Genomic DNA, 12,849 nt, shown 5'->3' on the forward strand with positions numbered 1-12,849 from the left:
AACCCACACCCACTACAACGAAAACACCGCCTGGGCCCACCACACCACCACCGCTTGACACACAAAACCCAGGGATGTCTTCACGGACATTCAGAGTTCGTAGGTGAGCGTGAAGGTGTGGTTGCCCTCGTCGTCCTTGACGATCTCCGCCGTTCCGGTGATGCCTGCCAGTTCACCGTGGCCGGAGCCAGGCAAGACGATCAGGTGATGCCCGTTCTCCCCCGCCGAGTGATGCAGGACGAAGCCGCCCTTGCGTCCACCGACGGTGACGGCCAGCCGCTCGAAGGCGACGTACGCCGACGACGTCTCGTTCACCGCCGTCAGCATCTCCACGGCACTGCTCCCTTCGACGTCGCCGGTGAACGTCTTGGTCAGCAGCACCCGCGAGAACTCGGTGCCTTCGGCCTTCTCGGTGGCTTGCGGATCCCAGCCGTCCACGGTGAACGACGCTGTCGCGGTGTTGGTCATACCGCCGAGCCTGCCGGACATACCTGACAGATCGCGTCAGGTATTCCTCACCGCCTCCGGTTCCCGAACAGGCCACGGGTGATTTCCCGCCCCAGCGCGCTCGCCGCCGAGCGGAGGAACGACTTCACCGCCGGGTTCTTCATCGCCTGCTCGACCATGCCGGGGCCTTCCTTCTCCGGTTTCGGAGCGGGGGCTGCGGGCGGCGGCGCCTCTCCGGCGGGCGGTGCGGCCACCTTCGCGGCGAGCATCTCGTAGGCCGACTCACGGTCGATCGTCTCGGAGTATTTCGCGTGCAGGTCCGAAGACGTCGTCGCCGCGGAGATGGCTTCGGCGCCGATGGAGCCCATCTTCGAACGCGGCGCGCGAAGGCGGGTCCACGCGACCGGCGTCGGCGCGCCCCGCTCGGAAAGGACGGTGACGATCGCTTCGCCGATACCGAGCGACGTCAGCGCCGAGTCCAGTTCGTAGTGCTTCGTCTTCGGATACGTCTTCACCGTCTTCGTCAGCGCCGCCTGATCCTCGGGCGTGAACGCGCGCAACGCGTGCTGCACGCGCGCGCCCAGCTGGGACAGGACGTTGTTCGGGATGTCCGTCGGGAGCTGCGTGCAGAAGAACACGCCGACGCCCTTCGACCGGATCAGCTTCACGGTCTGCTCGATGCGCTCCAGGAAGGCCTTCGACGCGTCGTTGAACAGCAGGTGCGCCTCGTCGAAGAAGAACACCAGCTTCGGCTTGTCGAGGTCGCCCTCTTCGGGCAGCTCCTCGAACAACTCGGCCAGGAGCCACATGAGGAAGGTCGAGAACAGCGCCGGCTTCGACTGGAGATTGTCCAGCTCCAGCAACGTCACCATCGCCTTGCCGTCGGCCTCGCGCATGAGGTCGTGGACGTCCAGCTCGGGCTCGCCGAAGAAGTCCTCGCCGCCCTGAGCCTCCAGATTGGACAGCGCGCGGAGGATCACCCCGGCCGTCGCGGCCGAGACGCCGCCGATGCCCTTCAGATCCTCCTTGCCCTCGTCACTCGTGAGGTGCGTGATGACCGAGCGGAGGTCCTTCGTGTCCAGCAGTGCCAAGCCGCGCTGATCGGCCCAATGGAAGATCAGGCCGAGCGTCGACTCCTGGGTTTCGTTGAGCCCCAGCACCTTCGACAGCAGGATCGGGCCGAAACTCGTGATCGTCGCCCGGATCGGTGACCCCTTGCCGCCCGTGCCCAGCGACAGGAACTGCACGGGGAACGCGGCGGGCTCCCAGGAGTCACCCAGCTCTTCCGCGCGTTTGGCGATCTTGTCGTTGCTTTCACCCTGCGCGGCGAGCCCGGACAGGTCGCCCTTCACGTCCGCGAGCACCACGGGCACTCCCGCGGCCGACAGCTGTTCGGCGATCAGCTGCAGGGTCTTCGTCTTGCCGGTACCGGTCGCGCCCGCGACCAGCCCGTGCCGGTTCAGCGTCGCGAGCGGCAGGCGGACCGCCGCGGCGGCGTCGGCCTTGCCGTCGATCACGACGGCGCCGAGCTCGACCGCCGCCCCCTCGCTGACATACCCCTGCGCGATCTCCTGGGCTGGACCCTGTTCGGCCACTGTCGCTCCCCGATCTGTGACATGACTCACCTGAGGATGCACACGGTGCCAGCAACGCGCCGAACCCGCACGTCGCGCGTCACGAATCCCCGGGTCGGGTTAGGGTTTCGGGGTGAACGACCGCCTAGTCTGGATCGACTGCGAGATGACGGGGCTCGACCTCGGCAAGGACGCGTTGATCGAAATAGCCGCGCTGGTGACCGACGCCGAGCTCAACGTCCTCGGCGAAGGCGTCGACATCGTCATCCACGCCGACGACGAAGCCCTCGACGGCATGCCGGAGGTCGTCCGCGAAATGCATGCCCGCTCCGGCCTCACCGAAGAGGTCCGGCGCTCCACCGTGACCATGGAGGAAGCCGAGCAGCGCGTGCTCGAGTACGTCCGCGCGCACGTGCCCGAGGCCAACGTCGCCCCGCTCGCCGGCAACTCCATCGCCACCGACCGCGGCTTCATCACCCGCGACATGCCGCTGCTCGACGCGCACCTGCACTACCGCATGGTCGACGTCTCGTCGGTGAAGGAACTCGTCCGGCGCTGGTACCCGCGGATCTACTACGCCAAGCCCGAGAAGGGCCTCGCGCACCGCGCGCTCGCCGACATCAAGGAATCCATCGGGGAGCTCGACTACTACCGTCGCGCCGCCTTCGTCCCACAGCCCGGCCCGACCAGCGAACAGGCCAAGGCGGCGGCCGCTGAAGTGCAGGAACGGCATCAAGGGTAACCCGTTGCGAGCCCCCGAAACGGGCACGCTAATATAGTGCGGCCGAGGTGATGGGGAAGCTTCCCGAGCCCGGCGATGGTGGGCGTAGCTCAGCTGGTAGAGCACCTGGTTGTGGTCCAGGAGGTCGCGGGTTCGAAACCCGTCGCTCACCCCACCACCCCAGTTCGGCCGGTTCTTTCCGGCAGGCTGGGGTTTCGCTTTTTCCGGGTATCGGTAACGCGGCACGGCCCACGCGCGAGTTCAGGAAGGAACTCGTGCGGAGGATGCCATGAGACGCTGGCTGGTCTTGGGAGTCTTGATGGCGGCCGGGGCCTGCACGACGTCTCCACCGGACCAAGTGCCCGTACCGGCGATGACGTCGACACCGGTCACGATCGTGACGCCGACGCCGTCCACCTCGGTGCCGCCGCCGGTGACCGTGACGGTGAGCCCGCCCAAGCCGACCGCCTCTTCGGCCAAGAAGTCACCGTGGCGATGCGAGCCGGGGTACCCGAACTGCACCAAGGCCCAATCCCAGAAGTACCTCGCAGAGCTCGAGTACCAGAAGTGCCTCCGTGATCCGGAGAAGATCTGGGACACCGGCACCCAGAAGTGCCGCTACAAGACCAGCGGCGAGGTGCAGTGGGAGCACTTCTACGGCACCCTGCCGCCCGGAACGCCATGAGGGGGCCCGTCAGGACGGAATTCGTCCTGACGGGACCCCTCATGGCTACGGGTCAGTTCCGGTCGCCGCCGGTCTTCCAGTCGTCCCACGACATCTGCCACACCGACCAGCCGTCGGTCGGCTCCAGCACCTGCGGGCCCGAATTGGTGACCGTGATGATGTCGCCCTTCTTCGAAGTGTCCATCAGCCACTTCGCGTTCTCGGTCGACAGGTTGATGCAGCCGTGGCTCACGTTCCGCTTGCCCTGCGAACCGACCGACCACGGCGCCGAGTGGTAGAAGATGCCGCTGTTGGACATCCGCACCGCGTACTTCACGAACGTCCGGTAGCCGGCCTTGCTGTCCGTCGGGACGCCGTACGTGCTGGAGTCCATCGTGTACCCGTTGTGCTCGCTCATCACCGTGTAGGTCCCGGCCGGGGTGCTGCTCGACGGCTTGCCCATCGAGATCGGCATCTGCTTGACCTCTTGGTCGTTCACCACGACCTTCATCTGGTGCGTACCGCCGTCAGCGGTCGCGACCAGCTTGTCGCCGACGACCACCTTGGCAGGCTTGTCCTCGCGGCCGAAGGTGTTGTTGCCGAGATTCTTGCCGTAGATCGCGGCGTTGACCGAGATCTTCGTGCCCGGCTTGAAGTACTCCTTGGGCCGCCACATCACGGTTTTCTCACCGAACCAGTGGAACGCGCCCTCGGCCTGCGGCTCGGTGACGATCTTCAGCGCCTTCTCGGTCGCGGCCTTGTCCGGCACGTTGCCGGTGAAGGTGAAGATCAACGGCAGGCCGACGCCGACCGTCTCCCCCTCGACCAGGTTGATCGAGACGCCGATCTGACGGCCCGGCTTTGCCGTGGAGAACGTCGAGGTCGAGGTGACCGGCTTGCCGTCGGTCCCGGTCGCGGCCGCGGTGACGGTGTAGGTCTTGCCGTAGCCGAGCGGCTCCGCCGACTCCCAGCCCGAACCGTCCTCCTTCGGCTTGCCCGCGACGACCTTGCCGTCGGCGCCGGTCAGCTTGACCTCGCCGACCTTGCCGTCGGCCACGGCCACCGTGACCGGCTCGCCGGGTGCCACGTTCGCCGCACCCTGCGCCGGGGTCAGCGTCACCACGGCGGGCTTCGGCTCCGGCGCGGGCGCTCCGCTCTGCTGCGACCCCCCGGGAGCACCACCCGGTGACGGTGATTCACCCGACGGTGTACTGGTGCACGCAGCCAGAGTGAACCCGGCCACCAAAGCCACCAAAGCCACCCGCGACCGCCCCGTCGCACCCCAGACCCTCATGCACACCGCCCGTTTCGCGTGGTACCAACCCCAACGTCTGGCTATAGTCTGCCTGACCGGCCGCAACGCTCGCGGCCGGATGGCCGAATACGTCCCGGCCCGTCGTTAGGGGACCCCCCTGAAACGGGCCCCAGCAACCCTGTGTTAATGTTTTCCACGTCGCCGAGGGGAACACCAAAGCGGCGGAACAAGCAGGCGCCATTAGCTCAATTGGCAGAGCAGCTGGCTCTTAACCAGCGGGTTCGGGGTTCGAGTCCCTGATGGCGCACAGTTCGAACGCAAAGCCCTCCAACGGTTTGCCCCGGATTTCGGGGTGCCGTCGGTGGGCTTTGATCGTATGTGCAGCCTACTGTGTGCCCCCTCCACGACGAATGAGGCGCGGACCTCGATCGCCACCCTGGTCTTCGATGTTGTCGACCGTGAGCGGACCGTGACCTGCAGATATTCTCACCGCTCGTAGCCGGCGCAACGAACAAGGCTCGCGGTCACTTCGATGTAAGTGTCGGCCGCTAGGACGATGCTCGCATGGTCCAGCAGCGTATACCCTGTCTTCAGACCGTTGCCACAGACAGTGACAGCGTCGCCGCACCATGCCGAAGGCCATGGAACCGCCCGACCCGGTCGAGGTCACACCAGCGCAGACCGAGGCTCGCCACGCCGCAGCACAGACGAGGCCGCGCCGCGAAGCATCGGCCGCAGCGGACACCGCCCGGCATGCGAAGGAACCCGGCGGACTGTTCAGCCGTCCACACCCGCCAACGATGAACGTTCCTCTGTCGACCGCCACAGCGCCACCCGCGTCTCCGCCCACGCCACCGGACGCGGCCGCCCCACCGAGAGCAACGCCACCCACCACGCCGGACAGCTTGCAACCAATCCACACCGGATAGTGCCGTTCAACGCCGCGCGCAACACCTCCCGCATCCGCTGCACCGTCGCCACCGACAACAGCCGACCGCACCCGCGCCCAGGAAGCCGTCGGATGTTCCCACCTTGAGGATCTTGCCCCATGGCAACGCGGTCAGAACTTCCCAGCCGGTTTGAGCAGGCTGCACGCGGCGGCCTGCCCGGCCGTCCATCATCGCCAACCAAGCGTCAGTAATGAAACCGGCCAGCCCTCGATGCCGCAGACCAGCGATCAGACCGATCATGAACCAGAAGATTCTCTCCCAAGCAGATACTCGAACTTCTCAGGAAATACTTCCAAGTCGAATCGGGTCGAGAGCCCTGAGAGCGCAGCCTCAGGAAGGTCGAACAGATCTCCGTCTCCAAGGTTGTCTAGCCCCAGCAGCAACCTAACATCATCGTCTGAGAGCCCAGTGAGCTTGTGTCGCCCGCAAAGACGCCCCGACGACGGATCAAATCTCTCCAGCACCCATCTGGCCATCAGCATCCCCCCAGCTTACGTCCAGGAACCGGCTTTCCCTTATTCCCAGGTAGCTGACTACCCGAATTGGGATCAAACTCACCCATATGCTTAGCGTTCTTTTTTCCGTTTGTCCACATTTCAATAGTGCCATGCGCGGAATCCCATTCAAGAACCCGACCATCCGGCATCGACCAACGAGCACGATATCCTCCACCTGATTTCGGGGAACCCTTACCGACATACTCGGCGTCAGGAAAACCCGGAAGGTTCTTATCGGAGGGCGGAGGTGTATAACCACCAGTGTTGTGGGCAAGAACTGGCACATCCTTGCCCGTGACATAGTAGGTGTGGTCGGTGTCGACAGTGAGGTTGTGGACCCGGGCGGGCGCGTCCCAAATACGCGTGGCGGCTACCTGCACCCGAGTACCTGTATTGCTCTGCAGCCAAGTCCCAGCGGTCAGCGCCTCGGCCGCGACCCATTCCCGCGACTCGGGGAGCCAGAACGGATGGCCGTCGGTGGCCACGATCGGCGCGCCGCCGGCGACGCTGATCTCCACCAGGCGTTTCTGACCCTGCCCGATGATCGTCGCCACGACCTTGCGAGACGTGGTCTTACCAGTCTCGGGATCTGTCGCCAAGACCTGATCGTCGAGCTCCAGCTCCTCGATCGGACGGCGGCTACCGTCCGCCATCACCACCAAAGTTCCTGGCACGAAGCTGTTACACGAGGTCTTCGACAACCGCTCCTCGGCCTCTTGCACCCGCCGCAGGTCCGCCTGAGCCTTGTCCCGCTTCCGGATCCACGCCAGCGTGTCCTGGAACGCGTTGACGATCTTGTCGACGATCTTCCCGCCCTTGAGGATCTTCCCCCAAGGCAGCGCGGTCAGAACCTCGAAACCGCACTGGAACAGGTTGAAGTTCTTGATGCAGTTGTCGACGATCCCCTTGACACCCACGATCTCCTGCAGAATGTCACCGCCGGCCTGGATCGCGATATCAATCCAGCCCCGCTTGTCTGCAGCAGCCTTCTTGGCTTCTTCGTATTCGGCCTGACTCAACCCGGCGTCCTTGACCGCCTGTTCCTTCTGGTTTCCACCCCCGCCGCCGCTGTTCAGCATCATCGACCAAGGCGAGTCGACCCAGACGCGGTAGACAAAGGTCTGGACAACCCAGTAGGCGAACGAGGCCAGCATCAACATGGGGAAGAACAGGCCGAGGAAGAACATCGACCAGACGAACCCGATACGAGCGGTCTGTTTGACGACCTTGACGGTCTTCCAGTAGAGACCGCTCGGGTCGGAGTTGGTCGCCGGCGCGTTGTTGGCGTAGGCGTAGCCGTTCATCTGCTGCGGATCGTCGGTGTCGAGCACCGGGTCCGGGGAGATGAACCGGCCGGTCTCAGAGTCGTATTGGCGCGCCCCGAGATTGGTCAGCCCGGTTTGATCCTTCGTTCCTCCGACGAAACCCTTGTCGTCCGGCCAGGTCTTCGCTTCCTCCCCGCGAGGGTTACCGAACGCGTCCTGCCGTCGCTGACTGACCGCGAGAGTGCTCGCATTGACGCTCATGGCAGCTGTGCCCTGGTGGTCTCCGAGCAGCCAGGACAACCCACCACCGGCACCGGAGGTCCTGACCGCGACGGCTGTACCGCCGTGGTCGTAGTACCGGCGGCCGGTCAGCTCCTGGGTGGCGGTCTTGAGCACCAGCTCCATGCCGTCGAGGTAGAGCGTGGTGGTCCCTGACTCGCGTTTGATCAACCTCCCACCGTCGGCGTCGTACAGGTAGGCCGACGTGCGACCGTCCGCCTCGGTGACCTTCTCGGTGCGGCCGAGGGGGTCCCAGTCGAGCTTCTGCGTCGACCCGGAGATGTTCCGGGTGGTCATGTTGCCGGTCGCGTCGTAGCCGAACTCGTCCTTCGACGTCCCCTTCGGCCCCGTTTCCGTGACTGAACGCAGAGAGTGGGGCTGAGTCCCGTTCTGGCCGCCATAGACGTAGGTGCGGGTGATGTCGCCGTCGAGCCGGTGGTCGACGTCGGAAGTACGGTTGCCCGCCTTGTCGTAGGCGTACTCGTGCCAGTACGGCGCGGCACCGCCCATTCCGGCGAGCGATGGCTGGACGGCGCAATCACCGTTCTTCGGGGTGAAGGCGCTGGTCATGCGCTTGAGGTAGTCGTAGGAGTAGCACTGTGTGTCGCCTATGACCCCTGGCGGGGTGTCGGCGATCTTGGTGACGTTGCCCGAAGGGTCGTACCCATAGCTTCGCTTGGCGAGGTAGGTGCTGCCCTCTAGGTTGCGCTGGACATCGACACCGGCGAGCCGCCGGGTGCCTTCCTCATAGAACATCGAGGTGTAGACCGTCTTTGCGCCGGAGCCCATGGTGAGCCGCAGCGTTTCGCCGTACTTGGAGTAAAGGTGCTCCGGCACGTACGTGTCGATGCCGAAGGTCTCGGTCGGCAACCCCAGTTCGTTGTACCGGTGGTTGATGATCTCCGCGTCGAGTCCGCCTGCCGCGGGTTGGGTCTGAGTCGCAACCCGCCCGGTGTTCGGCTCGTAGGAAGTCCTGAAGGTATAGGTACCGGTGAGTTTTCCTTCGCCTTCCGGGATGACGACCTTGGTCATGGTGGGCCGGTTCGCCGAGTCGTACGCGCCGACCTGCTTGGTGTAGGCCTTGCCGTCGATCCATCTGGTCGACGAGTCGACGAGCCCCTTCTTCAGACCGTCGTAGCTCCACGTCGCCGTCTTGACCTCTGCTTGGTCAGGCGCTCGCCGCTCAAAGTTCGCGACCTTGCGTCCGAGCAGGTCGTACTCGGCCCGGGTCGCCGCACCGCGCGAATCAGTGACCGTTTCGAGCTGGTCGAGTGCCGTGTAGGTATACCGACTCGTACCGCGGTCTGGGTCGTGGTCAGCGACACGACGGCCGAGCTGATCATGCTCGTAGCTCCACCGGGCGCCGTCCGGACCGGTGACCGACGTCGTCAGACCACGAACGTCATAGACGTACTTGGTGGAGTCGTAATCGCTGGTCGCCTGCCGCCCGTGATGCTGACGCTTCTCGACCGCACGGCCGTGCACGTCCCGGATCACCGTTGTCGTGGTACCACCCTCGGGCGGAATGACCGTGACCCGATCGGCTTCATACGACGACGAAGTCTGCCACTGCTTGATCCCGAGTTTGTGGTACGCGACTTCGGTTTCGCGCTGGAGCGCGTCGAAGACGGTGCGCGTCTGGTTCGGCACCGCGTTGTCGAGTACGCCGAGGAGAGCTTTCTCGGGCTCTTTCTCGTTGTAGTAGGCGCCATTGACCTTGTGCTTGAGGCCCCGGGAATCGTAGAACCAGTCGGTCAGGAGGCGGCCACCGGCGACTGCCGACAGCTGGGCTTGCCGCTCGCGCAGCAGGCCGTCGTAGAGCGTGTACGAGGTCGTATACTTGCCGTCCTCCCGGAGAACGCGGGTGGTGACGACGGTCGGCGCGTCCGTCCGGTATTCGTAGTCGAACTCGCTGCTCGGCGTTCGGCCGTCCGCTTTGGAGCGCCCTGGGGCCCAGGTCCGGACGACCCGGCCGAGCGGGTCGTAGTCGATGTCGGCTCGCTCACCGCTGATGCCGACGTCGGTCGTGGTAAGAGCCCACGCCGGGTCCAAAGTGGTGACCGACGTGTACCCGAGCGGGTCCTTTTTGGTCACTGTCCGGACACCGAACTCAGGGCCGGGGCTATAGGTGGTGGTGACCTTGTGCCCCTGGGAATTGACCACCTCGGCCGGGCGGCCCAGCGCGTCATAGGTGGTGCCCTGGGTCAGCTGCCAGGCCGTACCGGTCCACCTTTCGGTGGCAGTCAGGTTTCCCTTTGCCGGAACGGCACCGTACGCCTGGCCGTCGTAACTGGAGCGGACATGGGCGATGACGTCCTTGGGCGTGCCCTCTCCTGCCGCGCAGAGCAGGGTGACGGTGCGAACGGTCGAGGGCCTGGTCAGGATCCAAGCGTCGTTGTTGGCGACATAGGTCGTTCGAGAACAGGTTTCATCGCCGGTGACGCCGGTGTCTCCGGAATCCTCGACCTGGATGACATTCCCGTGATCGTCGAAAGAGTTGGTCACCTTGGTGCGCCGCCACGAACCATCACCGAGCAACGTCCGCCCTCGGACGGTGGCGATGTTGGTCATGTACGCCTTGTCTTCGCCCGCGGTCGCGGTCGGTCCATGGACCCAGGGGTCTTTGACCGAGGCGGACACGAGTTTGTCACCCTCGTAGGAAAGACTTTCCAGGCTGAACCCGGCGAGTGCTTCGGCGTCGGTGACCTTGCCTCCCTCCGAATCAATGACCTCGACCGTGCGTTTCTTGCCGTCCGGCAGGCGATCGCCATCCATGCCGCGCAGGAATCGCTCTGCCGTGACGGTTTGAGTCTTTCCGGGCTCCCCGGCGATGGTGCGGACTTCACTGAAGCCGCGCCATTGCGACCAGGTGCGGTGCTTCATCTCGGTGAACTCGGCATCGTCGAAGTGCCAGGCCGCGCCACCCTGGTACTGGTACTCGGTCTTCTTCAGTTCCGAGCCGCCGGTCCGGTCGTCTTCCGTGACCGCGGTGACGACGTACTTGTGAAACCAGCCGAGCACCGGCTCATAGCCGAATTCGGGAAGCCACCAGCTGGGGAAACACCGCATGGTGTTCGTTTCCGGGTTGGCGGGCATCGCCGATCCGGTCACACATTCGCGGTCGGAGTACTTGACCTCGGTGATGCCGCCGGCCTCGTTCTGGACCCGCTCGATGCGGTAGCGGGTGATCGGCGGCAAACCGTCGTTGGCTTCCACGCGGTTCGGCATGGACCGGCCGTGGAACACCATCTCGGGCAGCGCGGCAGTGCCTCCGGCCAGACCGGTGTGCGTGATCCCGGCCAGCCACAACGCCGGAGACAGCCCGTCACCGGTGTCGGGGAACTGGTGTCGCAACGTCCACGCGTCGACATCGCGCCACTGCGCCGGGCCGGTGACGTCGTCGCGGCGGATCTGGGTCAGCACCTTCACCAGCCGCTTACGGCTGAAGAACGCGGGCGAGGTGCGCCCATCACATTTCTCGCCCGACTTGCAGATCCGGTCGAAAGGAACGTCAGGCCAGGACTTCGCGGTGTCCTTGGTCAGCTGATCGGGGTTGCACGCGAACGTGCTGGTCGGCAGACAGCGTTCAGCGGTGTCGAACCACACTCGCGACGGTGCCGGGGCGAACAGCGCACCCGCGCGCAGGCCGTATTCGATACGCCGGACGAAACCGGCCGCGATGTAGGAGGTCTGCTTGTCCGCGGACTGGTCCCGGCCGTAGAAGTTCGTTTCGCGGTCGTAGTAGTAGGTGGTGGCGTTGCCGTTGGGATCGACGACGTAGTCGAGGTTCCACCGGTAGGCCTGCTGGCACCAGGAGTCGCCGAAGGCAGCTTTCGCGCAGGGTTCACCGGAGTTGTTGCCGAATACCGGAACCGTGAACGCCGAACCTGTCTCCGGGTTGCCCTCCACCCAGCCGGGAAGCCGATTGAGGCCAAGAAAGTACTGGGTGCCGTTGCTGCTGGTGACCTTCCAGTGCTCACCGTCATCATCCCCGTTGACAGCGCCGGTCAACCGTTCGATCCGCGACCCGTCATCATTCTTGGGCCGCCACGCACCGGTTTTCTCGTCTTTGACGAGCTCAGCCGTCACACCGTTGAGATGCAGGACGGCGTTGTCCGTGGCCCAGCACAGGTCACCGGTCTTCCGCTGCCCCTGGCTGCCACCGAGATCATCAGCGCAGGCTTTGTAGCGCCGTTCGATGAACCCGCCGGCGGAAAGCTCCCATCCATCACCTGGTGCGGCGGCCTGGTTGTTGGTGGCGCTCGTCCGGCCGTCGATCGTGCCCGACGAATAGCCGAGCCCGAGCTTCGGCGCGGTCCCCGCCGTCGGCGGAGGCACCCGAAGCGGGACGGAGTAGGTGAAGTCACCACTGGAACCACCGGCCGACCATTGCCCGGCGGGCGACAACCCGGTCGCCTCGAACGACCCACCGGCACCGGACGGGGCAGCCGTCGCGGCCAGCACCATCGTCGCTGCCCCGGCCTGATCTTTTTCCTTATGCGGAAGGGTGACCTTCCCGGTGAGCGTGCGCGCCTTGGTGTTGTTCTCCGTCTGCAACGGCTGCCCGGTGCGACATTCCGGTCTGTCCGGCGTGGTGATGGCGCATGTAGGCAACACGGCGAGCTTGAGGCGGGAGCCGTAGTCTCCGCCGAAAGCGTTGGCGAAGTCGCGGTAGTCGATCTGCACGGACATCGGCTTGCCCTCGGCGCCGCCGGCATCGGCTACAGCCACGACCAAACCCGTGACCCCGGCTTTGCCGGCCAGGGCCTGATCGTAGGTCTGCACCCGGACCTTCGCCGGGGCGGCCGCCGCACTTCTGGCTTCGGCGGAAGGTGGCTCGACGGCGACCGACACCGGCAGTGTCCCGGCGCGTTGGAAGCCGGCGGACGGTTTCACCGACCGTGCCGTCGCCGCGCTCGCGACCTCGACATCTGCCGATGCAGTCCCCGGCCACTTCGGCTCGGCCGGTGCCTTGACCGCCGCCGAATCGACCTCGTTCACCGGTATCGGCCGCGCGGGCACCGGCTTGCCAGGCACGGATTTCTCCTGCTGCAGCGAAGGTAGCCGCACGTGAGTGGGATCAGCGGCGACAGCGGGTACCGCCTGCGTCAGCGTAGCGACCATTACCGCCGACAACACGAAGGCGATCGCGACCGCAAAACGTCCTCTGGACAAACCTGGCTCCCGGAAAGATCAG

At 65.2% G+C, this 12,849-nt stretch carries 7 protein-coding genes and 2 tRNA genes; 4 read left to right on the top strand and 5 right to left on the bottom strand.

Features of this window, described 5'->3' with window-relative positions; genetic code table 11:
• Positions 1 to 90: 90 nt before the first annotated feature.
• Positions 91 to 468 carry a DUF3224 domain-containing protein gene (locus tag ACZ3HL_RS31015; RefSeq protein ID WP_465418475.1) on the bottom strand — a complete coding sequence of 126 codons (378 nt, stop codon included), beginning with the start codon at positions 466 to 468 and terminating at the stop codon, positions 91 to 93.
• A gap of 47 nt (positions 469 to 515) precedes the next feature.
• Entirely contained in the window at positions 516 to 2,042 is a 1,527-nt protein-coding gene (locus tag ACZ3HL_RS31020) for a helicase HerA-like domain-containing protein (protein WP_465535037.1), read from the bottom strand.
• Positions 2,043 to 2,154: 112 nt separating this feature from the next.
• Between ACZ3HL_RS31020 and orn the strand changes: the two genes are divergently transcribed.
• The 3 genes from orn to ACZ3HL_RS31035 all read left to right on the top strand — a co-directional run bounded on the left by orn (position 2,155) and on the right by ACZ3HL_RS31035 (position 3,427).
• Positions 2,155 to 2,763 (top strand): oligoribonuclease, encoded by a 609-nt coding sequence (gene orn, locus ACZ3HL_RS31025; RefSeq protein ID WP_465418472.1) that lies wholly within the window; start codon positions 2,155 to 2,157, stop codon positions 2,761 to 2,763.
• 78 nt (positions 2,764 to 2,841) lie between these two features.
• A tRNA-His gene (locus ACZ3HL_RS31030) sits at positions 2,842 to 2,917 on the top strand.
• Between the two features lie 114 nt (positions 2,918 to 3,031).
• On the top strand, positions 3,032 to 3,427 hold the full coding sequence (locus tag ACZ3HL_RS31035) for a hypothetical protein (protein WP_465535038.1): 396 nt from the start codon (positions 3,032 to 3,034) through the stop codon (positions 3,425 to 3,427).
• Positions 3,428 to 3,479: 52 nt separating this feature from the next.
• Here the strand turns inward: ACZ3HL_RS31035 and ACZ3HL_RS31040 are convergent, their stop codons facing one another.
• Positions 3,480 to 4,700 carry an Ig-like domain-containing protein gene (locus tag ACZ3HL_RS31040; protein ID WP_465535039.1) on the bottom strand — a complete coding sequence of 407 codons (1,221 nt, stop codon included), beginning with the start codon at positions 4,698 to 4,700 and terminating at the stop codon, positions 3,480 to 3,482.
• A 195-nt stretch (positions 4,701 to 4,895) separates the two neighbouring features.
• Here ACZ3HL_RS31040 and ACZ3HL_RS31045 point away from each other — a divergent pair.
• Positions 4,896 to 4,968: transfer RNA gene (locus tag ACZ3HL_RS31045), tRNA-Lys, on the top strand.
• Positions 4,969 to 5,847: 879 nt separating this feature from the next.
• Here the strand turns inward: ACZ3HL_RS31045 and ACZ3HL_RS31050 are convergent.
• Positions 5,848 to 6,093: a hypothetical protein gene (locus ACZ3HL_RS31050; protein ID WP_465535040.1), complete on the bottom strand. Its 246-nt coding sequence runs from the start codon at positions 6,091 to 6,093 to the stop codon at positions 5,848 to 5,850.
• Entirely contained in the window at positions 6,087 to 12,689 is a 6,603-nt protein-coding gene (locus ACZ3HL_RS31055) for a polymorphic toxin-type HINT domain-containing protein (protein WP_465535041.1), read from the bottom strand. Before ACZ3HL_RS31055 ends, ACZ3HL_RS31050 begins: the two co-directional genes overlap by 7 nt.
• Positions 12,690 to 12,849: the final 160 nt, after the last annotated feature.

The organism is Amycolatopsis sp. NPDC000009, assembly GCF_055563465.1.

Bases quoted from the DNA above. Each gene is read 5' to 3' on its own strand.
- ACZ3HL_RS31035 (WP_465535038.1), top strand. From the start codon at position 3,032: ATGAGACGCTGGCTGGTCTTGGGAGTCTTGATGGCGGCCGGGGCCTGC.
- ACZ3HL_RS31050 (WP_465535040.1), bottom strand. From the start codon at position 6,093: ATGCTGATGGCCAGATGGGTGCTGGAGAGATTTGATCCGTCGTCGGGG.
- ACZ3HL_RS31015 (WP_465418475.1), bottom strand. From the start codon at position 468: ATGACCAACACCGCGACAGCGTCGTTCACCGTGGACGGCTGGGATCCG.
- ACZ3HL_RS31040 (WP_465535039.1), bottom strand. From the start codon at position 4,700: ATGAGGGTCTGGGGTGCGACGGGGCGGTCGCGGGTGGCTTTGGTGGCT.